Genomic DNA, 21,636 nt, shown 5'->3' with positions numbered 1-21,636 from the left:
CTCATGCAGCACCTGCGCCTGCTGGCGGTGTCGGCGCACCAGCGCCTTGCGTCAGCGGCAGTCCGTCGGCTCGATGTGGGTTTGGGGACCCAGGGCGACGACGGTGGTCTCGTGGACCGTGTCGCCGCTCAGGTCGCCGCTCAGCTGGGTGCGTGTGCTGCGCCTGCCGTCACAGGGTGCGGCGCGACGGGCACCCCCGCGGTGCTGCGCACCGGCAGGGTGAACCAGAAGACGCCGCCGCCGCGGGGGTCCTCATCGACGCCGATGTCACCGCCCAGGCGTAGCGCGATGCGTCGGCAGATGGCGAGGCTGAGGTGGTTGCTGCCGAGCTCAACGTCGGCGTCCTCGCCCGCGAAGGGCTCGAAGATGCTGGTCCGGCGATCGGTGGGGACGCCCAGTCCGCGGTCGCGGACCTCGATGCGCCACGTTTCCCCGCGGAAGCGGGATCCGGTGAGGTCCGCGGCTAGTGTGATGAGGGCTGGATGGCCGGCGGGTGCGTGCACGACGGCGTTGTCAACGAGGCGGGCCAGGAGCTGCTGCAGCAGCCACGGCTCCCCGACGACCGTGGGCAGCGGGCCGACTTCGATGCGCGGGCGTAGCTCCTCGCATCGGTCTGCCGCGGCGGTCTCCTGTTCAGCGGCGATGGTCTGGGCAAGAGTGAGGAGGTCGATGGTGCGTTCGGTGAGGGCCAGCTCGCTGACTTGGGCGTAGAGCAGCAGGTCGTCGACGAGGCGGTAGGCGCTGTCCAGGCGGCCCTTGACGTGCCCCATCCGCTCCTGCCACTGCGTCGGGGTCCACATCTCGTTCTGGCGGGCGGCTTCGGTCAGAGCGGTGACGTGGGCCAGCGGAAGCCGCAGCCGGTCCGCGACCACGGTGGTGTAGGCGCCTAGCTCGGCTTCGCGGGTGCGCAGCGCCTCCTCGCCGCGGCGGCGGGAGGCGATCTCGTCGGCGAGGTCGACGGTGGCCTGCTCGACCTGGCGGCGGGCGCGCTCGCGCCCGGCGGTCACCGAGAAGAGCAGGGCGGCCAGCAGGAGCGAGGCGGCATTTCCGGCGGCGAAAGCGATGGTGGGGTCTTGGCCGACCTCATTGGCGTGAGCCTGGACGGTGGGCGTCACCTGCAGCCGCCAGCGACGGGAGCCGGCGATGACGTCAGCTTGAGCAGAGTGCTGCGCGAGTGCTGCGCCGGGGTCGACGAGAGTCAGCTCCTGCGGGGTCATCGCGTTGGTGGTGTCCCACAGCGTCAGCTGCGCCTGCAGCGAGCTGGGTCGGTCGGCGGTGGACTCCAGGACGGTGCCGGTGCGGAAGGCGGCGGAGACCCAGCCGCGGAAGACGCCCCTATCGGCCTGGGCAGGTCCACCGACGACGGGGGCTACGAAGAGGACGGACTGCTGCTGCTCGTTCTGGGGCAGAGAGCGGTCGGCCAGCAGGACGTAGGGCGAGGTCACGGCGACCCGCCCCGTCTCGCGAGCACTCGTTGCCGCTTCGGTGATCTGCGGGGTTGTGCTCGCGTCGGCACCGAGAGCGGACCCGCTTGCGTCGACCCCGCGGTAGCTGATGACGAAGCGGTGCTCCCCGATCTCGCTGGGCTGCGGCTTGAGGGTGAGCTGCGTGTGCAGCTGGGCCCGTAGCTGCTCTTGGGCGCGGGCGACGGCCTGGGGATCGTCGGCCACCGGGACGGTGTAGGTGAGGTTCGCGACACCGGGCAGGGAGGTCATCGTGGCGGTGAGGTCCTGGAACTGCTCATCGGTCAGCGCCGGCTGGTTCCCCACCGTGGCGGCTAGTGACTGCAGTGCGGTGGTGTAGGTGCGCACGGCGTCGCTCAAAGCGGCGGCCTCGCTGGTGGCGAGCTGCTCGCTGGCCTGGCGGGCCTGCTCGATCCCGGAGCGCTCCAGCGCGCCGCTGACCAGGGCGCTCGCGCCAACGCCGGTGCCGAGCAGGGCGAGGGGCAGGCCGAGGACGGCGGCGCGGTGGGACAACAGTCGACGGCGAGACGTTGCGGTGCCCGGGGACGTAGCGGTCACCTTCTAGTAATCGGCAGCGGTGTCGTGTCCTGTACCCATCATGGCGAGTAGGTGAGCTGAAGGGGCACCGAAGCCGCAACGCATCAGGTGCCGCCCGGTCTCAGCCCACGTGTCCCCCATAAATATTCACTGCGGTCTGGTGAAGCCGGTCCAGCTGCTGGTCGACGTCAATGTTGGGGGAGTAGCCACCTGCGGCCGCCATAAGAAGCAGACCTGTAGTGCACTTTCCGAGGTATTCGTCGAGGGCGCGCACGACCGTGGGCGGCAGCAGCACCCGGGCGGCTTTACCGCCCTTGCGGTCGATCTTGAGTACGCGGTGGTCGTGGTCGTGGCCGTGGTCGTGGCTGTAGTCACGGACGTCGGCGCTGAGGGCCTCCCTGATGCGCAGCTCGCAGAAGGTCAACAGAGCGGCCAGCGCCGCCGAGGGAGGAGTTCCCAGCGGCGATGGCCAGCAGTCGGCGCAGCTCGTTGGCGGTGAGACCGACGACTCGACTCTTGTCGCTGACCGTGGGGCGGAGCACGGAGGCCACGGGGAAGGAGGGCAACGGTTTGGCGTTGTGGATACCGTCGTCGTAGACGCGTCAGAGGGCCGAGCGTCGGCGGGCCACCACGGCGGCCGCGGCGAGTCGACCGGTGCGGGCTTGGGACTCACTGGTCAGGTAGCGGACCCAGGCGTTGACATGGAAGCGCTCAGTGGCGAGGGGGTGAATGCTCATGTGTGCACACCACGTCGCCCAGCCTGCAGGTTACGGCGGTAGGCGGTCTAGGTGTGGCCGCCGTAGCTGAGCAGCCAAGCCGCGGCGATGCGGTGCAAGGGGTCGTCGACGGCGGTGGGGCAGGCTCAGACATGGGGGGCGGGGGCCGAAGGCATGGGGGTGGAGGGTTCAGGGGCCTGAGACACGGGTGGTCCCCCCATCGCTCATGACGGAGCACGAGGACAACGCGCTCCGCACATGGTTTCCGCCGCGGCATGAGCGGTGACGGAACCTGCGAGAGCTGTGGGTCCAACCCGGGCCGTGACGCCTTCCGCCTGGGCGGTGGAGGTGGCGCCATGGTGACGCAATGACCACAGCTTAGTGCTCCGGTGCCCCCCGCTCCCGGGCGTGCACACTGTCGTTGCACCAAATCTGGGATGCCAGCCGAGCGCCGGGACAGTGCAGAACAGAACGTGTGGTAATCCTGCGTTGTGCGCGCCGTTGCTGACGGTTCACTCATCCGTCGACAAGCGTGCGGTCAGGAGCTTTTGTTTATGACGCCAAACGGGACAGAAGCAGCCTCTATATCCTCTGGCATTTTAAGGCTGCGGCATAGTCTTGGCATGGCTTCGGCAGTCTGGGTGTGCCGTCCTCAGGCGACGGTGCCGCCCACCAGACGACCGATCCCGTAGGTCACCGCGACCGCCACCGCCCCCAACGCCAGCTGGCGCAGGCCGGAGAAGGCCAGCGGCCTCCCGGTCAGACGACCCACGGCCGTGCCCCCGCCGACCAGCGCCAGGGCCGTGATGACCATGGCCGCCACCAGGCTGGCGTGGCCCAGCAGGTAGGGCAGCAGCGGCAGCACCGCACCGACGGAGAACGCGGCCAGGGAAGCCGCCCCCGCCAGCACCGGCGACGGCAGGTCCTGGGAGTCCACGCCGAGCTCCTCGCGGGTGTGCACCCGCAACGCCTGCTCCGGATCAGCGGAGACCGCGGCGGCCATCCGCGCGGCGGTCTCCTCGTCCGCGCCGTAGCCGCGGAAGGTCTGCTCCAGCTCCGCCTGCTCAGCCTCGGGGAACCGCTCGTGCATCCGCCGCTCCACGGCGACTTCGGCGTGCACCAACTCGTTCTGGTTGGTCACCGAGACGTACTCCCCGGTGCCCATCGAAAAGGCACCGGCGACGAGGCCGGCCAGACCGGTCAAGACGACGGTGTGGGCGGAGACACCCCCACCTCCCACCCCGGCGATGAGAGAGGCATTGGTGACCAGGCCGTCCACCGCGCCGAAGACCGTCGGACGCAACCAGCCGCCGGAGACGTCTCGGTGGCGGTGGCTCCACCCGGCCTGGGTCGCGGCGTCCATCGCCGACGTCTGCTTGTCCTGCTCGTCCCGCTCGTCCACGCCCGTATCCCTTGTTTTTCCTCGTGCCAATGCTTTACCGCAGGTGATCGCTGGTCGGTGTGTGCCTCGGGGTCAAAAGACGCCGAGGTGCTGAAGCAGGATGCGGGTCCCGATGAGGATCAGGATGACCCCCCCGGCGATCTCGGCCGGACGCCCGAAGCGTCCCCCCGCGCGGCGGCCGATGACGACCCCGATTACGGTGACCACCGCGGTGATGACCCCGATGAGAGTAACCGCGGGCAGGATCGACACGTCCAGGAAGGCGAAGCTGATGCCCACGGCGAGGGCGTCAATGCTGGTGGCCACCGAAAGCACGAGCAGCTCCCGCACGCCGATGCCGTCGAAGTCCTCCGCGTCGTCGTCGTGGGAGGAGAGCGCTTCGTGGATCATCTTTGCGCCGATGAGCAGCAGGAGCCCGAAGGCGATCCAGTGGTCGATCTCGGTAATGTAGTCGGCGAAGCTGCGACCCAGCAGCCACCCCGCCAGCGGCATCAACGCCTGGAAGAGGCCGAAGCCGGCAGCGAGACCACCGACATCGCGCACGGTGAGCCGGCGCAGGTGCAGGCCCTTGGCGACCGCGACGGCGAAAGCGTCGGCGGACACACCGACAGCGATGATCAGCAAGGTCACTAAGGACATGGCAGGGACAGGAGCCTTCCGTCTGGATGAGCACCGAAGGCCCGTGAGGGTCACTGCGGTATGGGCACCGCGCTACTGCGCGGGATGCAGGGCTCAGTGGCTCAGGGGTGCGGACGTCATGCCGAAGGTGTCATGACCCTGAGTCGCCAGCTCAGGTGCTGCACCGGGTAGCGGCCCACCAGCACGTCGAGGCACCCCAGCGCCGTGGTGCGCCCGGGCGCTTCGGGAACCACTCCCGTCGCGAGATCAACCATGACACAAGGACCCAGCGAGCTTCAAATGCCGCGATGCGTTGCGAGACACCGAGTTGCCACACGGCCGGTGTGACATTCTTGTCCCATGTTCCGGCAAATCGGTCGTCGGCGTCCGCATGCAGGACTTCGACCAGCCGAAGTCCAGGTTTCGGTGCTTGAGGGACAGGTGCAGGTAGTAGCTCGAAGAGTTGATTGCCGGTACTACCCGACATGAAGGGCAATGGAGGTCCACCAACGAAGGGATCTCCTCATGCGACGTTTCGCGATCGTGGCCACCGCCGCCGGTGCTGCCCTGGTACCAGCCGTCATCGGCCTGACCAGCAACCCCGCCCTCAGCCACAGCGTGCCGGTCCGGGTCCCCGCCGGGGTGAGCGCGACCGCCACCTCGAGCTCCACCGCGACGAGCTCGTCCTCGCTGGAGGACAACCCCCGATCGACCACCCCCGCGACCGGCCCCGCAGCCGCTTCGGCGACCAGCTCGACGAGCACCTCCTCGTTCACCTCCTCGCGTACCCCTGAGCCAGGCGACGACCACGGCGGTGACCGTGACGGGCGGACACGTGATCGCGACGACTCCAGCCGCGGCCACTCCGCGCGAGGGACCAGCACCTCCCCGACCAGCATCCCGACCGCCGCCCCCACGGTGTCGGCCGCACCCACCCAGCGCGGTGTTGAGCCCGGCGACGACCACGGCCGCCGCCGCGACCAGGACAGCCGCAGCGGTCGCGGGGGTGACGACGGTGCCGGCGATGATCGCCGTGCGAGCACGTCCTCGACCGCAGCACCCACCACGACCGCTGCACCGGCAGAGACGGCTGTGCCCAGCACCGCAGCGGACGACAGTCACCAGCACCGGGGTCGAGGTGGCGACGGAGGGCGCGAGGAGGGGCGTGAGGAGGGGCGTGGTGACGACCGCGGCTCCGATGATCACAGCCGTGAGGGTGGCGACGACCGGCGCTGACTGCCCCGGCGCCGACCGCCCCGGCGCCGACCGCCCCGGCGCGAACGCCCCGCCCGAACGCCCCGCCCGAACGCCCCGCCCGAACGCCCGCGCGGCCCCGGGCTTCTCGCCTGGGGTCGTGGACCTGACATCCGCTCCCCGCACAGCCGTTGGTCAGGAGAGACTCCAGTGGTGGATGACGTCGGCGTGCAGCCGCAATGGCAGATCCTGGCCGATGGCGCACCCCGTACCAGCACCGGCGACGGACTCAGCCGTCGCCGCCTGCTGCTGCGCGTCCTGGCCGCCGCGATCGTCGTCGTCGTGGCCGTCACCGGCGCCAGCCTGCTGCTGGCCCGCCAGATCGCTGAACGTGAAGCGGTCGCCGCCGCCGCCCAGGTCAGCGACCTCCTCGCTGAATCGGTCGTTCAAGGGGCCCTGGAGGACGACTTGCTCTCGCTCGACCCCGCCGCCGCCACCGCCGCCCGTCAGCGCCTGGACGGCGTGGTCCGCGATCGTGTGCTGAAGGCCGCGGGACTGGTGCGGGTCAAGGTGTGGGACGCGCAAGGGCGCATCGTCTACTCCGATGAGACGCGCCTGATCGGACGCACCTTCCCCTTGGAGGAGGAGGAGCTGCAGGCCCTCTCGCGTCCCCGCCTGGAGGCCGAGGTCACCGACCTGGACCGCCCGGAGAACGAGCTGGAACGCGGTCGCGGCAAGCTGCTGGAGGTCTACCGCCCCGTCTGGACCCCCACCGGTCAGCCCCTGCTCTTCGAGACCTACACCCCCTACGCCCAGGTCACCACCCGCACCGGGCAGCTGTGGCGCAGCTTCGCCGGCCTGCTGGTCTCCAGCCTGCTGCTGCTGGTGGTTCTGCTGGTGCCGGTGCTGTGGGCGCTGCTGGAACGGCTGCGCCGCAACCGCGTCGAACGGGAGACGTTGTTGCAGGACGCCGTCGACGCCTCCGCCCGGGAGCGGCAGCGGATCGCAGCGACCCTGCACGACGGTGTCGTGCAGGAACTGGTGGCCACCTCCTACGTTGTCGCTGCCGCCGCCCAGCGCGCCCAGCGAGCCCAGTCCGCCCAGCACGGCGGCAGCACGGGCAGCGACGAGACCGCCGGGACCAGCGAACCCAACGGGACCAGTGCGCAGTTGCAGGAGGCGGCCGGTGCGGTGCGCAGCAGCATCGCCGGGTTGCGTTCCCTGCTGCTCGACATCTACCCACCCAGCCTCCACGACGCCGGGCTGGCTACCGCCGTCGGTGATCTCGCTGGTTCGGGTCGCTCCCAGGGCATGGTCGTGGACCTGCAACTGCCTGACCCCCATCAGAGCAGCGGGCTGGACCTGGCCGGGGAACGCCTCGTCTTCCAGGTCGCACAGGAGACGCTGCGCAACGCCGTGTCCCACTCCCGCGCTCACCACCTCAGCGTGCACCTGCGCTACGAGCAGGACCACGTGCGCCTCGACGTCGCCGACGACGGCGTCGGCTTCGAGCCCGCCGCGGCTCAGCACGCCGCCGAGGACGGCCACTTCGGGCTGCGCCTCCTGCCCGACCTCGCCCGTCAGGGCGGGGCCCGGCTGCGGCTGGCCACCGCCCCCCGCGCCGGGACACGCTGGCGCCTGGAAGTACCCCACCTCCAGACCGCCCCCGGAAACCGATCCCGCTCGCGCCGATCCTCCGCGCCAGGATCCTCCTCGCGGGGATCCGTCGCGAGGGGATCCTCGGAGAGGTTCTCCTCGTGATCCGTGTCCTGGTCGTCGACGACCACCGCCTGGTTCGTGCCGGCCTGATCGCTCTCCTGCACGCCGGCGACGGTCTCAGCACCAGCACCAGCAGCAGCAGCGACGACATCGAGGTCGTCGGAGAAGCCGCAGACGGCGCCGAAGCAGTCCAACGCGCCGGCGAGCTGGCTCCCGACGTGGTGCTGATGGACCTCTCCATGCCCGTCATGGACGGGGTGACCGCTACTGCGGCGGTGCTGGCCGCGGTCCCGGACACCGCGGTGGTGGTCTTGACGTCCTTCATCGACCAGGCTCAGGTCCGGCAGGCTCTGGCCGCTGGGGCGGTGGGGTACCTGCTCAAGGACAGCGAACCGCGTGAAGTCCTCAGCGCCGTCCGCTCTGCCGCTGCCGGTCACGCCCCCTTGGACCCTCGCGTCGCCCGAGCCCTGCTGCCCGGGTCCCCCACTTCGCCCCCACCGCCGCTGTCACCGGGGCAGTCACCTCAGCCCCAGCATCCGGTGCAGCCCCAGCAGCCAGCGACGGGACTTAGCGGTCGTGAGCACGAAGTGCTGCAGCTGATCGCTGAGGGGCTGGCCAACAAGCAGATCGCCCGCAGCCTCGGCATCAGCGAGCACACCGTCAAGGTCCATGTCGGGCGCATCCTGCGGCAGCTGGGTGTGAGCGGACGCACCGCGGCTGCGGTGTGGGCTCGTGAGCATCTGCCCCCTTCGGGAACTTCTTGAACACGGCGCCAGGCGCGAGAACCACCTAGGAGAAGTCGCCAGTGCTGCGCTGCGGATGCAGCCCATCCCATGGCGGCTGTGACATCTGGCGACCGACTTCATGGTCATCCCGCCGTCCGTGCCACACCTCTAGTGCGACCGCAGTCGGGCGGCGCATCAGGGTTCACGGACTGCTGCGCGAGCTGGTCCTACCTGGAGACGTAGGCAGCCTGCAGGCACGATCGGGTCTACGGGCGTGACCGGGCAGGGGGCACACTGCGCGGTGTCGAGTCTGTTTCGGGTCTGTTGAGGAGAGCTGCGCACCATGATCGACCTTCTGGACCGTGCGGTTCCCCTGTACTTGCGCCTGAGCAGGGCCAACCGGCCCTACGCCACCGCCGAGGGAGCGCGGCAGCGGCTGCAGGACGCGATCCTGCGGCCTCGCTCCTACGGGCCTCCACGGTGGCTCCGGCGTGACGTCCACCTCGAGGTCACCCACGACCGGCACTGGCCGGTGTACACGCTCACCCCGGCCACCGGAGCCGCACCCACCGGAGGCGTCGTCTACGTCCACGGTGGGGGGTGGGTGAACCAGATCTCCCCGCACCACTGGAAGCTGGCGGCTGACATCGCCGCCGAGGCGGGGGTGACGGTCACCGTCCCGATCTACCCGCTGCTGCCCTACGGCAGCGCGGCGCAGGTGGGGCAGTGGGTCGTCGAGCTCGTGCGTCGCAGCTTCGACACCCGAGGGCCGACGTGCCTGGCGGGTGACTCCGCCGGCGGGCAGATCGCCTTGTCGGCGACGCTGCAGCTGCGTGATGCAGGCATCGTCCTGCCCCGCACCGTGTTGATCTCTCCTGCGCTGGACCTGACGTGGAGCAATCCCCGGATCCCCGTGGTGCAGCCCTCGGACCCGTGGCTTGGCCGGCCCGGGGGGCATTTCTTCGCCGACGCCTGGCGGGGCGAGCTCCCCATGACCGACCCGGTGGTGAGTCCCCTCTTCGGAGACTTCACGGGGCTGGGCCCGTTAAGCGTGTTCAGCGGAACGCGCGACATCCTCAACCCCGATGCTCACCTGCTGGTGGCCAAGGCCCGCAGCGCCGGTGTCCAGGTCGACTTCCACGAAGCGTCCGGTCAAGTCCACGTCTACCCCCTGGTGCCGACCCGTGCGGGCCGCGAAGCGGCGCAGGCGGTGGTGGAAGGTCTCAGAACCGCGTGCCGGCGGTGACGGTCGTACGGCGAGCAGAACCCGCAGGCCGCCGGGTGACCAGGTGCGGCGTCCATCAACAGGTGCGGCGTCCATCAGCAAGGGCGAGGTCCACGGCGATGCTCAGACCGGCCTCGCCGTGGCCGGGCTGACTGGCACCGCTAGGGGCGCCAGCTGCGGGACGTCTCACCAACCGGCGCCTCACCGGCCGTACCCGGTCGATCACGATGAATCGTGCTGGTGCCGGGTAGCACCATGAGATGGCGGGTCAACTGCAGCCTCCGGCGCTCGCCGGGAGTCCAAGCCGGCGGTTCGAGGCGGTCCAGCGCCCAGTGTGACGCCGGGCCGTCTCCGCGTTCCCACCGGGAGGGCTGGCGGTGCCGACTCGCTGGGACCGGTGGGTGGCGCTGCTGATGGCGATGCGACAGTGGCGCCCATGGGCCTAGATCCGGTGCCGGGCGACATCGCCCGTGCGGTGGCTTTGTTCGTCTGGGCCCGCGCCCACGACCCGCTCCCGCCCGACGCGACAGCTGAGGAGATGGACCAGCGTTGGGTTGACAGTGAATTGGTGCGTGACTTCCAACGGGCTGTGGATCATGACCACGCGGTGACGGCCGACAACCTCGCCTACACCCTGCTCATCGCCGCCGCCCGTCACCGCGACCATCCGGACTTCCGGGACTCGTGGTTGGCCTGGACGCCTTTCGGTGACCTTGCTCCAGGCAGCACCGCCGATGGACCGGCCGCCGCCGAGCAAGGACACGACGCACACGGGTGACACACGTGGATGACACACGTGGATGACACACGTGGATGACACGCGTAGCTGGCACGCGTAGCTGGCACGCGTGGGATGACGCCCCGTCCAGGTGGCCGGTTCAGGAGGTCCGTCGAGGCGATGGCTCTACCAGTGCGGTCACCGGACCTGCCGTCGTGACCTGAGCAGCAGAATCAGAAGGCAACCACGGCTGACGTCCGCGACAGTGGTATGACCGTGAGGTCGCGGCTTCCAGGCCAGGCAGGACGAGGCGTCACCGTGCAGGAAGGGCGCGGGCCTCGTGGACGTCGGCTCGAGGTGTCAGGTGGAGATGGCGGCGCGATGCGCTACCTGGCTCTGGGCGCGGGTGCCGGGATGGGGGCGGGTGCCCTCCTGGCCGTTGTGCTGATGTGGAGCTCCGGCAGTACCTACGAGTGGACGGACTCAGTAGTGGGCACGTCGTTGATGGGGCTGCTGCCGGGGCTGGCTGTCGGGGCGGTCGTGGCGGCGGAGAAGGGAGAGCGGCGGTGAAGCTACGTTGCCGACGACGCTGGTGATCCGCCGTTCTGGATGGCGCTGGCGGATGCGCCGCCTCGCGGTAGGTCTGGATGTGCGGTGATGACGTCGTCAGGTGTGGAACGCCTGCATAGGTCACGGCGTCTGATGGGTGTGCGACGTCGCCGACAGCTCGAGACCGCGCACAACGCGGGATGACCGCGCGTTCGGTCAATCTGCTGCCCCCGCAGCTGGGCGGCGGGAACCTGTCTCCAGGTGACGACATCGAAGGAGACGTGGCCATGAGGATCAAGCACGTCGTCAGGTCGCTGTACCCGGTCGTGGCGCTGGCCGTGGCGGTCGGCTGCTCCACCCCCGACGAGTCGCGGTCCACGCGAGATTGGGCTGCTGACTACTGTCCGCAGCCGTCTGGGGAGGACCAGACGGTGGCTATCGACTGGGTGCCCTTCGTCGTGGTCGACGGCGTCACGTACAGCACCGACTACAGCCCTGGATCGGTGCTAAGTGAGGAGCAGGTCGGGGACGTCGTGGCCAGCGTGCGGTGCCGGATCAAGGACATCGTCTTCGACCCTGAGTTCGTCCCGCGCGAGGGTGATGCCGCCTATCTGCCGATCGGCACTGAGGTGCACGCTGTCGCCGGGTCCTCGGTGACCACTCGTGTGGCGGCTTTGGAGGACGGCACATGGCGTGTCTACGAGGCTGACCGGGGCGCCGCTGAGGTCGGCGGCTGAGCTCGTGCCGATCCAGCGGTCATCGACATGACCGCAAAATTGCTGGAGGCAACGGTTGCGGTAGCTTCCGCTGAGCCTTGTCAGCGCTCTCGGGCTCATGACCGCCTGTGGTGGGGCAGACGCTGCGGGGCCGACGTCAACGACGGCCCCCGCTCAGCTTGCGCTGCGTCTCAGGTGCACCCCGCTGGAGCCCAGCCTGCCGACTCCGTCGCTGCTGAACCTTCGACCGCTGGTGCTGCTCGCGGCGCTCGCAGAAGGTCACCAGGTGCCCGGCGGCCTTGGCCGCAGTGTCCAGCGGCAGGGCCTGGTCAGGACTAGTCGGGCCGGCCATGACCGGTCGCCAGGTGTCGCTGTCGCGGAAGGCGACGATCAGGACGCCGGCGCGGTCGACGACCTGGCCCTGAAGGTTGGGGGCGCCGGGCCCGGCGAGCACCAGGACGGGACGGACGGGCTTGTGGATGCCGTGGCTGCGGAGCAGGGCCGCGGTCTTGGTGGCGCCTTGGCGGGCTTGGTGGACCTTACTGTCCAGGCCGTAGGTGTCCTCCAGGCTCTGCTGGCGGCCGAAGAGAGCCTTCACCTCGAGGGCGAAGCAGCCTTTGGGGGCGAGGACGACGTGGTCGACGTCGAAGCGCTCAAAGGGGACAGCGCTGATGACGCCGTACACCCCATCGGTGGTGCGCAGCTCATCCCCGACGTCACTCTCGACGCTGCGGCCGAGGCGGGCTAGCAGGCTGCCGTCGATGAGCGCCAGGAAGCCGGTCCCGCCGACGGCGGCGGCGCCGAGAAAGGCCCCGAGGACACCGGCTTGCAGCTGTGGATGCTCCCGTACTCCATAGCTGAAGGAGACGGCTGCGAGGGCGAAGGCAACGACGAGCGTGGTCAGGTCGCGCCAGTTGGCGCGCAGCAGGTGCCGACGGCGGGCGCGCAGGTCCTGCTCGAGCCAAGAGCTGCGCCGGCTCCGGTAGCGGGGGTAGGGCAGGCGCAGCTGGCCGTATCCGCGGCGATCGCGCAGCCATCTCACCAGCGCCGCATCGGCCTAGACCAGGCTGCCCTTGAGGCTCATGCCGCCCACGGCGCTGACGCGAACCACAGTGCATCGATGCACCTGGAGGCGGGCCTTCCCGTGACGCCACAGCACGAACCTGACCGCACTCGCGGCGCACGTCAGGGGTGGTAGCTACGCTGCCCTCTCATGGGGTCTCAATCTTCAGTCACTGACCGTTTCGGGTCGGAGGCGGACATGCTGGCCCCCTTGGCTTACAAAGCGGCGCAGCTGCTGCCTGGCGCGGAAGTCATGTTCGAGGTCCCCTGCACCGCGGGTATTCCTGACGTGGTCCTGCTAGACCTTGATCACGGGGCCGTTGCCGCGCGAGCAGGCAAGGCGCCGCTGATGGGGTCAGTCGATGTGCGGATCTTGCTGGCACTGCAGGTTCGGTCTGGGCAGCCGCTGAGTACGCCGGAGCTCGCCGACGCGGCCATGGTGTCTGCTGCGCACCTGCGTCGTGGGGTCCTGCCTCGCCTCGTCGATGGTGGGCACCTGGAGGCGGTGGGGGATAGGTGGCAGGCGACCTACACGTGGCGCTCGCTAGCGCGCAAGATCGTCACGGTTGAAGCGAAGCTACGGGACTGGCGACGCGGTCTCGCGCAGGCCAGTCGCCACACCGCGGTTGCCGACGAGGCATGGCTCGTCCTCGATGCTCACACCTCGCAGGCTGCCCGTTCTCACTCGGACTGGTTCGAGGCCTACGACGTGGGCTTGGCGTCGTTGTCGGTTGCGGGTGATTTGACGGCGCTGCGGTCTCCGCGCGTGAACCGTGCCCGTCAGCCGGACCGGGAGCTGCTGGTGGAACGGGCGGTGAGCCTGCACCTGCAGGGCTGCGTGTCCGGGCCGGTGCCACGCGTCTTCGGCGAGGTGCTGCTGGCCTCTACAGGAGACGATCCCAGACTGCGAGGTGCCGCGGCTGGCTCAACCCGGCCAGCGGCTGGCTCGCCGCGGCACTGATCGCGCTTCGCACGGTCCGACGCACCGCACCACCGGGACCGCCGCGTCCAGTCGAGGAGGCGTCAGCGGCTAGGCGCCCCATCCAGTGCAGGTGGTGCAAGGCAGCGAGCTCTGGTCGCCAGTCGGGTGCGGCGTGCAGGGCGGGGCAGTAGGGGCAGGCGCACGGCACGTAGCCGGCCCCTGCGCGTAGCACGTCGTGCACGGTGCGCTCCACCGAGTGCAGCAGCGTGGGCTCGAAGTACCGCTCGATGGGTGTCGCTCCGCCTCCACCGCCCATCGGCTCCTTGAACGCCTGGTCTGAGCCGGGCAAGCCCGAGCCGAAGCCGGCCGCTCCGAAGCCGAGCTGCAGCCACCCGGTCAGCCCCGTCTGGGGCAGCAGCAGCGTGCGCTCCTCGTCTGCGGCCAGCTGCGCCAGCCGTTTGTAGCCCTGCAGCATGGCCTCCTCGACGGGCTGCTCGGTGGAGCGCAGGGTCGAGGGCCACTGCACCCGCAGGTACCAGATGTCGAACTGCTCCTGGTCCAGCAGCTGATCGAGGAGGCGGTCCCGCAGCACAGGCGTGCTCAACCAGGCACGTGGCAGCGTGATGTTCAAGCCCAGGCGCTCGCCGCTCTGCAGGCGTGACAGTGCTTGATCGGCTTCGGCGAAGGCCCTGTCCAGGCTGGTCTGCGGGTCGCCGGGATCGATGCCACGTCCGGGCGAGAGAAGCAGGTTTGCCCCCACCTGACGTTGGGCGTCGAGGACGTCGGCCACGTTGAGGGGGTCACTGGCGAGGTAGGGCCACCAGCCCAGGCTGCGGGGTGAGGGTGCCTCGCCGGGGATGATGCGGGGGTCGAGCTTGAAGCCCATCGGGTCGGCGATGCGCACCGAGGCCGCCGCGCAGCTGGCCAGCCAGGTGGTGTTGCTGTCCTTGGTGGAGCGGGGCAGGGGGGTGACGGCCCCGAGACGGGTCTGACCGCCGGTCGCGGCGAGGATGCTGCCCAGGACGCGAGGCAGCAGCTGTGCCTTCTGGTAGGCCCGGTGGACCAGGAGCAGCGGGGCCTGCCCGTCCAAGGCCTCATCGCGGGTCGCGAGCCTCGTCTGGACCGTTCCCTGCTGCTGGGGGTTCGCGGGCGTGGTCGTTACTGGCCGGGTTGGCTGGGGCGGCCGGGTCACGGTGCCCGCACCAGGGCCGGTCAGGGTCAGCACCGAGCCGTCGGGGGTCAGCGCCAGCTGCTGCGGCTGGTCGTCCTCGGGTAGGTCCAAGGCTTCATCGGCTGGTGCGTCGGGAAGGACGTCGTCCTCGAAGCCGGCTTCGTCGTCCCAGTCGTGGGGTGTGCTCACGCGGGGTTCGCCTCCAGGCGTCGCAGGTTGCTGGTGGCGCTGCCGCGCTGGTTGGGCGTGTAGCTCACCAGGAGGTCGAGCACGGTGGTCACGTGCTGGGGTAGGTCCGCCGGCAAGGGGAAGGGACCCGCTTGGATCTTCTGCAGTGCTTCGTCGAAGGTGAGGTCGACGCCGTCGTCGTAGAAGGGGTGGCGGCCGCTGAGGAGAGCTCGCACGGTGACGCCCACCGCGAAGAGGTCAGCGGCCTTGCGGGCTCGCTCCTGCCGCAGCTGCTCGGGCGCCATGAACATGGTGGTCCCCACCAGAGAGGGGTAGATCGTCACCGTCTGCTCGGTGGACGACCGCGCCAGGCCCAGGTCGAGAAGGACCGGCTGTTCCCACATGCCACCGCGCAGAGCGACGTTCGAAGGCTTGATGTCGCGGTGCACGGTGCCGTCGGCGGAGTGCAGGTCCCGCACTCCGGTGAGCAGACCCCGCAGCAGCGCCTCGGTCTGCTGCGGCGTGGGACGCTGACCGGCCTCGAGGCGACCCTGCAGGTCGCCGCCGTCGACGTACTCGAAGTGCAGCGCCGGACGAGGGCGCCCGCCCAGCACCACCTGACCTGCCTCGAAGAGGCGCACGACGTGGGAGCTGCTCACCCTCATCAAGCCGTCGACCTCGCGGGCAACGCGCTCCGGAGGGTAGCCATCGACGCAGATGATCTTGACGGCTCGATCACCCGCTCGCCAGGTGTCGCCGAAGGTTCCGTCTCCGAGGAAGTCCACGGTGCCGACGCCGAGTGCTTTGGCCACAGTGGCGGCGTCGTAGCGGGGGGCGCTCACAGAGCGCAAGATATCGGTACCTACCGCCACTGTCAGGTGATCCGCTGCGGTCAGGCCAGATCGGTGATCATCACCCGCGGTGAGGCGCCAGGGGGCTAGCGCGACAGGGACTCACTTCCCCTTCGAGACACCTTTGAAGGAGCCACCACTGGTCTTGGCCTGCAGGAAGCGGCCTGTTGTGGTGTCCCGCTTGAGCCACATGCCCGCCCTGGCGTCCTTCACCTGGGTGCGATTGTCAACCGCACCAGCACGCGAGCTCCGCCCGGTGTTCTTGGCCATGACTCCTCCTGAGGGTCTTGAGCCACTTTAGCGCCTGGGGCAGGGGCAAGGATGGACGTGAGGCTCGTCAGGCGCCGCAGAAGGGACGCCTGAGGTGTGCCCAGGTGTCGGACACCAGGTAGGGCCAGACGTAGGACAGCGCTCCCACGATCAGCAGGATGAGCAACGCTGTGCTGAGCACGGTGGTGCTGCGCCGGCGCAAGTGGGATCCGAGCGTGCTGGGCTCGCGGTTGAGCAGGGCGGAGGCAGCCAAGGCGCTGGGGCCCACGATCAGCGCTAGGTCAGCCAGCTCGTGGGGAGCCTCGTAGGCGATCGCTATAGCCAGGAGCAGCAGCAGGACCGAGACCAGGTAGATCACGTACTGCAACCGGCGCAGCGGAGCCAGCTGAAACCGCAAGGTGATCTTGTAGTCGCGGTCGAGGTTGTGGGCGTACATGGCGTGGGTCTGGGCGCTGCGGCGAGTGGTGAAGGCGCCCAAGGCGTCCGTGTCCTGGCCCACGGCGGTAGCCGCCGTGGCGGGAGTGATGCGGACGTTGGGGTCATCCACGGTCAAGACGACGTGGTTGCTGAGTGCGTCACTGACCACAAGGTCTTGCTGTGCACGGTTGTCCCACCAGGAGAACTGCAGGTCGCGTCGCTCTGAGTATTTGATCATGAAAGGCTCGTCCAGGGGCACCGTGGTCGCCACGAGCATGTCGTAGTTACGGCCGTAGTCGGCCAATGAGTCCAGCAGCTCTTGGGCGGCCCCACCCCGGCTACCCTGGCGGCCCCTCGCCGCGGCCTGAAGCAGCCGCAGGTACCTCACCAGAAGGTCTTCAACATCGGTCAGCCGGTGAGGGGATGGGTCGGCAATGCCGGGTAGGAAGGGCAGGGACAGCAGTGGGTGCTCCATCGGGCTCAGCCCGGGACCCGGCTCGGTCAAAGGTGCCAGTTCGGCAGCGATTTGCTTGTCCAGTCGTAACCACCGCTGAACGGTCTCCTCGGGCAGCGTCTCGGCGAAACCGTCACTAAGGTATGCACGCGCCAGCTTTGACAGGCTAGACGCACTGGACAGGTTCCAGTAGGCGCTGGTGGTGTAGGCCAGCATCGTCTCCAACAGGATCTGCAACTTGTCGTCGACAAAAAGACCGGCATCGTGGGCCAGGGCATGCAAGTAGTGAGCTTCTCGGCGGGCGATCTCAGCGCGCGGAAGCAGGAAGGCAGCCGCGTCGTCGGGACCGTCGAGGTCGAGGTCGAGCAGAGCGCCACGCGGCACGGAGGCGACGTTCAGTACGACCAATGCGGTCTTGGCTCCGGCGGCGATACTCGCGGCGCTCACGGGCAGGAGATCACGCAGTGGAGCTGACTGCAGGGAGCGACGACGCCGGCAACTGGTGGCGGTGTCAATCTCGACGTGCTCAACGATGCGCACCCGCCAGTCCAGCGGCTGAGAGAGCAGTGTGGTCGTCAACGCAATGTCCGCGCTGAGGTCGACATGCTCCGGCTTCTTACGCCACATGAGGGGAGCATAGTGCTCAACACTCATGCAGAGGTCAGGCGCCTACGGATCGACCTACGACCCGGGATACTCCGCCATGACAGCTGCTCCAGGTCGAGCTCGCGGAAGCGGAGCAGAGTTGCCGTGCAGGAGCGGATTCTGCTGCATCAGGGAAGTATTGGTGTCTCGTCAGCCGTCTGGTCCGGGTCTTGCTTAATGATGAGATCCGGGTCGCCATCAAGTTCGAGAGATCGGCGCAGCCGTTGAGTATTTCGCCGGTTCCTGGTGGCCTCACCGGGTTTGGTGAGGGCCTCGAGCCAAGCGGCGTGCTGGGAGTGACGTAATCCCCGCAGTCGTGCGCGGAGCATGGTAGTACCCATCCACTGCAGGGTCTCGGGGGAAGCGCCATTATCGATGAGTTGCGCGAGGGAGACAGGTGGACATAGCCGAGCGGTTGACTCGATGGTGAACGGGATGCGGTTTCGGGCACACACGTCAGCAAAGGCGTACGGGGAGTTCTGTAGACCGCGGAGTTGCTTCGCCACCGCTGGGGTGAGCTGGGGATGACCAGAAGTTAGGACGGCACGCATCCTCGCCTGCGTAGCGTTACGCGCCTCCAACTGTATGCGCGTGGCTTCCTCAGGTGTGAGAAAGCCGGCCGCTTGAGCTCGTAGGACGGGAACGTACAGAGGAGCGATAAAATCCTCACCGGCGTGAACGAGCAGTGCCTCAGCGAGCTCCTCGTCACTGTGGCGCCGCGAAACTTCGCCGGTCTGTAGTCCATGCAGAGCGGATTGGACACCTTCGACGGGTTTGCCTGCGGGGGTGAGAGGCCAAATGACCCATTGGCTGCCGCGCCGTAGCGCCAGAACTCGACGTTCCTCAACCAGGCTGACCCACGGGTGAGGAATCGCTCTGGATGGAGCGGTGACCATAGCCCGCCAGTTGGGCGGGGCGGCAAGGGTCCAGCCGGGGGGCTGCATCAGGAGGAGTGGAGCTTCGAGATCGGAGAGCCAGCCGGCGACGGTAGCGAGGGTGCTCAAGCGTCGCGCTCGCCAGACGGCGGTGCCACCGCGGCCCTCCATGCCGGCTGTACCCCACTCATCGCTCTCGGACGGGAAGAGCTCCAGAAGCTCATGCTCATCGTGCTTACTTGAATCGGCGAGGTCGGCCAAAGCCCGTTCCCACCATCCCCCGGCAACCTGCGCATAGAGGTCCTGCTCATTCGCGCACGCATTCGGACCGTGCAGCAGGACTCTAGCCAGGTTGCGGGTGGCTCGGACGCGGCTGTAGTGGTGCCAGGCGACGTCCATGTTCTCCAGGTGCCAAGCGACCTGGGCGGCAAGATCGTCGGTCTCCGCATCTGCTTGCGCCTCCTTCTCGGCGCGGGTCAGGGTGGCGGCGATGGTTAGTCGCCACAGACCATGCGCTGCGCCGTGGCGGACTAAGGGGAGCAGCCCATGCAGGAAGTCGTCTTTGATCGTGGCGTGGAAGGCGATAGCCGTCATAACGGCATCGGTCAGAGTGCGGGCTTGGTAGTCGCGCTGCCCCCGCCGCTCAGGCTGGCCGGGAAGGCGTAGGGCTAGCGATCGCGCCCGTTCCACGAGGTCAGCATCAGCACGGATGCGGATCTGCCGTGTCGTGACGTCGTCGTCAAGGCTGCTGGGGTGGCGGTGGCTGCGGGAGGGGTAGCGCAGGACGGTCGAGATATGCGCGCGCCGGTCCTGGGCCGGGACGGCCTGCTGGCGGTCGACGTAGTCGCTGAGCAGCTCACGGAGGGTGGCGGCCTGACCCTGATCACGATGGGCGGCGAGCGAGTTGAGGGCTGTCACCGCGCCGGCGGGGAGGCGGATGTTGGTCTCCGGGGTGCGACCCACGAGGCCATCATGCGCCATCAGCGCCAATGTGTGACATCGAGACTTAGCCAGCCCCCTTCAAGCGCCTTGAGGCTGGAGTCATGAGTAGTCATGAGGGTCCCGATGTCCGACGAGCAGGGCAGCCGAGCGGTCAGCCGGCGCCTGCCTCCACCGGTAGAAGCTGGCGGCTGCCAGTCCTGCTGGCGGTGCTGCGAGCGGTGGTGGGTGAGTGCATGAGGTGGGTGCTGAACGTCCTGACAGACCCGTCCTCATGAGCAGCTGTGTGGTCTGCAGCCAGCGGCAGCATGGTCTGGTTGCAAAGGGGGCCGGTCAGGCGGCGTGGGCTTCGCGGTCGTAGACGAGGGTGGCGGCTTGGTAGAGGGGGGCGAGGTCGAGGTCGCAGGTGTGGCAGAGGTGGTGCAGGTCGGTGAGCAGCTCTACGAGGGCTTGCTGCAGGTCTTCGGCGTGGCTGTGGCTGGCGCGGGTGTGGTGCTGCAGGGCTTGGGCGGCGTAGGCGGCGCGTTGGGTGTTGGTGTGGCGGGCGCGGGCGGCGCGGGTGGCGGGGTCTTCATCCTCGGGTGTGGCGCCACTGAGGGCGGTGACGCCGGCACTGACATGAGCGCTGGTGTCGGCGCTGGTGTCGGCGCTTGCGCGCTGGTGGGTGGGGGTCTGGGTCATGGCGGGTCCTTGGGTGGGGAGTCCGGGGGTGGGGAGTCCGGGGGTGGGGAGCCTGGGGGTGGGGAGCCTGGGGGTGGGGAGCCTGGGGGTGGGGAGCCTGGGGGTGGGGTGCAGTGAGGGCGCTGGGGGGAGGTGCGGGCGGCCCTGCTGCTTGGTGGGCCGGGTCTGGGGCTTTGCCCGTGAGTCTGTGTCTGCGGCCTCGGTGCCCTGCTGAGCGCGGCGGGCCTGGTGAGGCGACCGGTGGGACGGTCAGGGGTGGTGTTGCTCGCTTGAGGGGAGTGCTTGAGCCGCGCTGGTCTGTCAGCTGGCGGGGTGCTGGGTGATGATGAGGCTGAGGTGGGGGCTGCTGTTGCCGGTCCCGCTGGTGGGGGCTTCGGCGGCCGGCGAGGTGGCTTCGCGGGTGGGGGTGGGCACCAGGTGAAGCCCGTGCTGCTGCTCGTGCTGCTGTTGGGCTGGGGGTCGGGCGAGGCCGGCGAGGTGGCCGCGGCCTACGGGTGAGCTGGACCCTGACGGGGGGATGGGCTCACTGATGAGTCTGATCACCGGCGCAGAAGGCTGGGCGGTGGTGGAGGCGCTGCGGTGGGCGGCCTGCAGCTGAGCGGCCCGCTGCTGGAGGTTCTGCTGCGCGACGTTGAGGTCGGTGGCAGAGCCAGCGGCGTAGCCGGCGAGGTAGCCGAAGATCGCGGCGGCAGGCACCGCGGCGAGCAGGAGGAGAGCACGTTCGCCGGGTTTGGCCGGCGCGAGCAGCGGCAGGAGCGCCAGGGTGGCGAAGGAGGTCAGGCCGTCGGTGGTGGCGCGGCGTGCGTTGATGCGCAGGTTGATGCGAGCGGCGGTCGTGGCGCGGGTGGTGCGGGGCACGTCGTCACTCCTGCCTGCTCAGATGTCTGCTGCAGCTGCCGGTTCACCGGGGTGTCCTTGTACCCGGTGGATGCAACGTCATCGGGCTGAGGGGTTGTTCCGTTTCACTCTGGGCTGAGCCTGCCACACCGGTGCGTTGAGAGCACGGGTGTGGGGGGATGGCGAGAGTGTTGGTGGGCGCTTCCCGGGTGTGGGAGGACTGCGCCGTGGCATCGGCGAAGGCACCAGCGTCGATCGCCTATCGATTACGTCATTCACCGTTCACCTTGGTCACCATGTCACTCACTTGCAGCCGGCTAATCTCCCAGCGCTCGTAGACCTTGCCGGCGCGCGCGGGCGGGGTGGGGGTCAGTGGGCAGCTTGGTAGGCGCGCAGAACGGTGGGGCTGATGCGGCCGGTGGCGGTGACGGGGTGGCCGTGGGTACGAGCCCAGGAGCGGATGATGCGGTGGTCGGGGGCCAGTGTCGTGCGCTTGTAGTTGTCGCGGTGTCCGATGGTCTGAGCTCCGGTGCGGCGGGCGTGCTGGATGAAGACGTCGAGGCCGGCACGGAGTTGGCGGGCGTGGTCGCTGCTGAGGTCGATCTCGTAATCGGTGCCGTCGAGGGTTAAGACGAGGCGTTCGCTGGCGGGGCTGCCGTCGATGTCGTCGGTCAGTTGGGTGGTGGTGCGGGTGGCCATGGGGGCATGGTGACAGATGGTCGACGCATTGAGGGTGGGGATTAGCGAGAAGCAGTTCTTCCA

21 protein-coding genes are annotated in these 21,636 nt (G+C 68.9%); 6 read left to right on the top strand and 15 right to left on the bottom strand.

What is annotated here, in order from left to right:
* Positions 1 to 140: 140 nt before the first annotated feature.
* The 6 genes from KRAD_RS22865 to KRAD_RS26280 form a co-directional block, all read right to left on the bottom strand.
* The gene (locus KRAD_RS22865; RefSeq protein ID WP_041293769.1) at positions 141 to 1,976 is read right to left on the bottom strand and encodes a CHASE domain-containing protein; all 1,836 of its coding nucleotides are present in this window, start codon (positions 1,974 to 1,976) and stop codon (positions 141 to 143) included.
* Positions 1,977 to 2,121: 145 nt separating this feature from the next.
* On the bottom strand, positions 2,122 to 2,424 hold the full coding sequence (locus tag KRAD_RS26285) for a hypothetical protein (protein ID WP_041293768.1): 303 nt from the start codon (positions 2,422 to 2,424) through the stop codon (positions 2,122 to 2,124).
* Positions 2,425 to 2,602: 178 nt separating this feature from the next.
* Positions 2,603 to 2,737, bottom strand: a complete 135-nt coding sequence (locus tag KRAD_RS27740; protein ID WP_275263114.1) for a hypothetical protein — start codon at positions 2,735 to 2,737, stop codon at positions 2,603 to 2,605.
* Between the two features lie 631 nt (positions 2,738 to 3,368).
* The gene (locus KRAD_RS22855) at positions 3,369 to 4,079 is read right to left on the bottom strand and encodes a VIT1/CCC1 transporter family protein (RefSeq protein WP_041293816.1); all 711 of its coding nucleotides are present in this window, start codon (positions 4,077 to 4,079) and stop codon (positions 3,369 to 3,371) included.
* 111 nt (positions 4,080 to 4,190) lie between these two features.
* A complete protein-coding gene (locus KRAD_RS22850) occupies positions 4,191 to 4,757 on the bottom strand; it encodes a manganese efflux pump MntP (protein WP_012002030.1) in 567 nt (188 codons plus the stop codon).
* A gap of 455 nt (positions 4,758 to 5,212) precedes the next feature.
* Complete coding sequence (locus tag KRAD_RS26280; protein WP_041293767.1) at positions 5,213 to 5,512, bottom strand: hypothetical protein; 300 nt, start codon at positions 5,510 to 5,512, stop codon at positions 5,213 to 5,215.
* Positions 5,513 to 6,143: 631 nt separating this feature from the next.
* Between KRAD_RS26280 and KRAD_RS22840 the strand changes: the two genes are divergently transcribed.
* The 5 genes from KRAD_RS22840 (at position 6,144) to KRAD_RS22815 (ending at position 11,603) form a co-directional block, all read left to right on the top strand.
* Positions 6,144 to 7,691 (top strand): sensor histidine kinase, encoded by a 1,548-nt coding sequence (locus tag KRAD_RS22840; RefSeq protein WP_157874006.1) that lies wholly within the window; start codon positions 6,144 to 6,146, stop codon positions 7,689 to 7,691.
* On the top strand, positions 7,688 to 8,413 hold the full coding sequence (locus KRAD_RS22835; protein ID WP_012002033.1) for a response regulator: 726 nt from the start codon (positions 7,688 to 7,690) through the stop codon (positions 8,411 to 8,413). Before KRAD_RS22840 ends, KRAD_RS22835 begins: the two co-directional genes overlap by 4 nt.
* Positions 8,414 to 8,717: 304 nt before the next feature.
* Positions 8,718 to 9,620 (top strand): alpha/beta hydrolase fold domain-containing protein, encoded by a 903-nt coding sequence (locus KRAD_RS22830; RefSeq protein WP_012002034.1) that lies wholly within the window; start codon positions 8,718 to 8,720, stop codon positions 9,618 to 9,620.
* Positions 9,621 to 10,050: 430 nt separating this feature from the next.
* Positions 10,051 to 10,377, top strand: a complete 327-nt coding sequence (locus KRAD_RS22825) for a hypothetical protein (protein WP_238985872.1) — start codon at positions 10,051 to 10,053, stop codon at positions 10,375 to 10,377.
* A gap of 776 nt (positions 10,378 to 11,153) precedes the next feature.
* Positions 11,154 to 11,603 (top strand): hypothetical protein, encoded by a 450-nt coding sequence (locus KRAD_RS22815; protein ID WP_012002038.1) that lies wholly within the window; start codon positions 11,154 to 11,156, stop codon positions 11,601 to 11,603.
* A 136-nt stretch (positions 11,604 to 11,739) separates the two neighbouring features.
* Here KRAD_RS22815 and KRAD_RS22810 read toward each other — a convergent pair whose 3' ends face one another.
* Complete coding sequence (locus KRAD_RS22810) at positions 11,740 to 12,624, bottom strand: nuclease-related domain-containing protein (protein WP_012002039.1); 885 nt, start codon at positions 12,622 to 12,624, stop codon at positions 11,740 to 11,742.
* A 219-nt stretch (positions 12,625 to 12,843) separates the two neighbouring features.
* On the opposite strand from KRAD_RS22810, the gene KRAD_RS25380 reads away from it, so the two are divergent.
* Complete coding sequence (locus tag KRAD_RS25380; protein WP_157874004.1) at positions 12,844 to 13,605, top strand: BadM/Rrf2 family transcriptional regulator; 762 nt, start codon at positions 12,844 to 12,846, stop codon at positions 13,603 to 13,605.
* Here KRAD_RS25380 and KRAD_RS22805 read toward each other — a convergent pair.
* The 8 genes from KRAD_RS22805 to KRAD_RS22775 form a co-directional block, all read right to left on the bottom strand.
* Positions 13,529 to 14,926, bottom strand: a complete 1,398-nt coding sequence (locus tag KRAD_RS22805; protein WP_012002041.1) for a hypothetical protein — start codon at positions 14,924 to 14,926, stop codon at positions 13,529 to 13,531. The genes KRAD_RS25380 and KRAD_RS22805 overlap by 77 nt on opposite strands.
* Positions 14,923 to 15,747, bottom strand: a complete 825-nt coding sequence (locus KRAD_RS22800; RefSeq protein ID WP_157874003.1) for a serine/threonine-protein kinase — start codon at positions 15,745 to 15,747, stop codon at positions 14,923 to 14,925. Before KRAD_RS22800 ends, KRAD_RS22805 begins: the two co-directional genes overlap by 4 nt.
* A gap of 111 nt (positions 15,748 to 15,858) precedes the next feature.
* Positions 15,859 to 16,026 carry a hypothetical protein gene (locus KRAD_RS26730; protein ID WP_203417793.1) on the bottom strand — a complete coding sequence of 56 codons (168 nt, stop codon included), beginning with the start codon at positions 16,024 to 16,026 and terminating at the stop codon, positions 15,859 to 15,861.
* Positions 16,027 to 16,093: 67 nt separating this feature from the next.
* A complete protein-coding gene (locus tag KRAD_RS22795) occupies positions 16,094 to 17,524 on the bottom strand; it encodes a hypothetical protein (protein WP_157874002.1) in 1,431 nt (476 codons plus the stop codon).
* A 146-nt stretch (positions 17,525 to 17,670) separates the two neighbouring features.
* Complete coding sequence (locus KRAD_RS22790; RefSeq protein WP_041293762.1) at positions 17,671 to 19,380, bottom strand: hypothetical protein; 1,710 nt, start codon at positions 19,378 to 19,380, stop codon at positions 17,671 to 17,673.
* Positions 19,381 to 19,689: 309 nt separating this feature from the next.
* Positions 19,690 to 20,037, bottom strand: a complete 348-nt coding sequence (locus KRAD_RS22785) for a hypothetical protein (protein WP_012002047.1) — start codon at positions 20,035 to 20,037, stop codon at positions 19,690 to 19,692.
* 300 nt (positions 20,038 to 20,337) lie between these two features.
* Complete coding sequence (locus KRAD_RS22780; protein ID WP_012002048.1) at positions 20,338 to 20,895, bottom strand: hypothetical protein; 558 nt, start codon at positions 20,893 to 20,895, stop codon at positions 20,338 to 20,340.
* A 348-nt stretch (positions 20,896 to 21,243) separates the two neighbouring features.
* A partial coding sequence (locus tag KRAD_RS22775) for a histone-like nucleoid-structuring protein Lsr2 (protein ID WP_049821568.1) occupies positions 21,244 to 21,636 on the bottom strand: 393 nt, incomplete at its 5' end.

It is taken from the genome of Kineococcus radiotolerans SRS30216 = ATCC BAA-149, from assembly GCF_000017305.1.
Lineage (GTDB): Bacteria > Actinomycetota > Actinomycetes > Actinomycetales > Kineococcaceae > Kineococcus > Kineococcus radiotolerans.
This window is presented reverse-complemented; position numbering and strand designations above follow the sequence as displayed.

What these genes read in the sequence shown, in the direction of transcription:
- KRAD_RS27740 (WP_275263114.1), bottom strand. Translation starts at nt 2,737, where the DNA reads ATGAGCATTCACCCCCTCGCCACTGAGCGCTTCCATGTCAACGCCTGG.
- KRAD_RS22855 (WP_041293816.1), bottom strand. Translation starts at nt 4,079, where the DNA reads ATGGACGCCGCGACCCAGGCCGGGTGGAGCCACCGCCACCGAGACGTC.
- KRAD_RS22850 (WP_012002030.1), bottom strand. Translation starts at nt 4,757, where the DNA reads ATGTCCTTAGTGACCTTGCTGATCATCGCTGTCGGTGTGTCCGCCGAC.
- KRAD_RS22830 (WP_012002034.1), top strand. Translation starts at nt 8,718, where the DNA reads ATGATCGACCTTCTGGACCGTGCGGTTCCCCTGTACTTGCGCCTGAGC.
- KRAD_RS22815 (WP_012002038.1), top strand. Translation starts at nt 11,154, where the DNA reads ATGAGGATCAAGCACGTCGTCAGGTCGCTGTACCCGGTCGTGGCGCTG.
- KRAD_RS25380 (WP_157874004.1), top strand. Translation starts at nt 12,844, where the DNA reads ATGCTGGCCCCCTTGGCTTACAAAGCGGCGCAGCTGCTGCCTGGCGCG.
- KRAD_RS26730 (WP_203417793.1), bottom strand. Translation starts at nt 16,026, where the DNA reads ATGGCCAAGAACACCGGGCGGAGCTCGCGTGCTGGTGCGGTTGACAAT.
- KRAD_RS22795 (WP_157874002.1), bottom strand. Translation starts at nt 17,524, where the DNA reads ATGTGGCGTAAGAAGCCGGAGCATGTCGACCTCAGCGCGGACATTGCG.
- KRAD_RS22785 (WP_012002047.1), bottom strand. Translation starts at nt 20,037, where the DNA reads ATGACCCAGACCCCCACCCACCAGCGCGCAAGCGCCGACACCAGCGCC.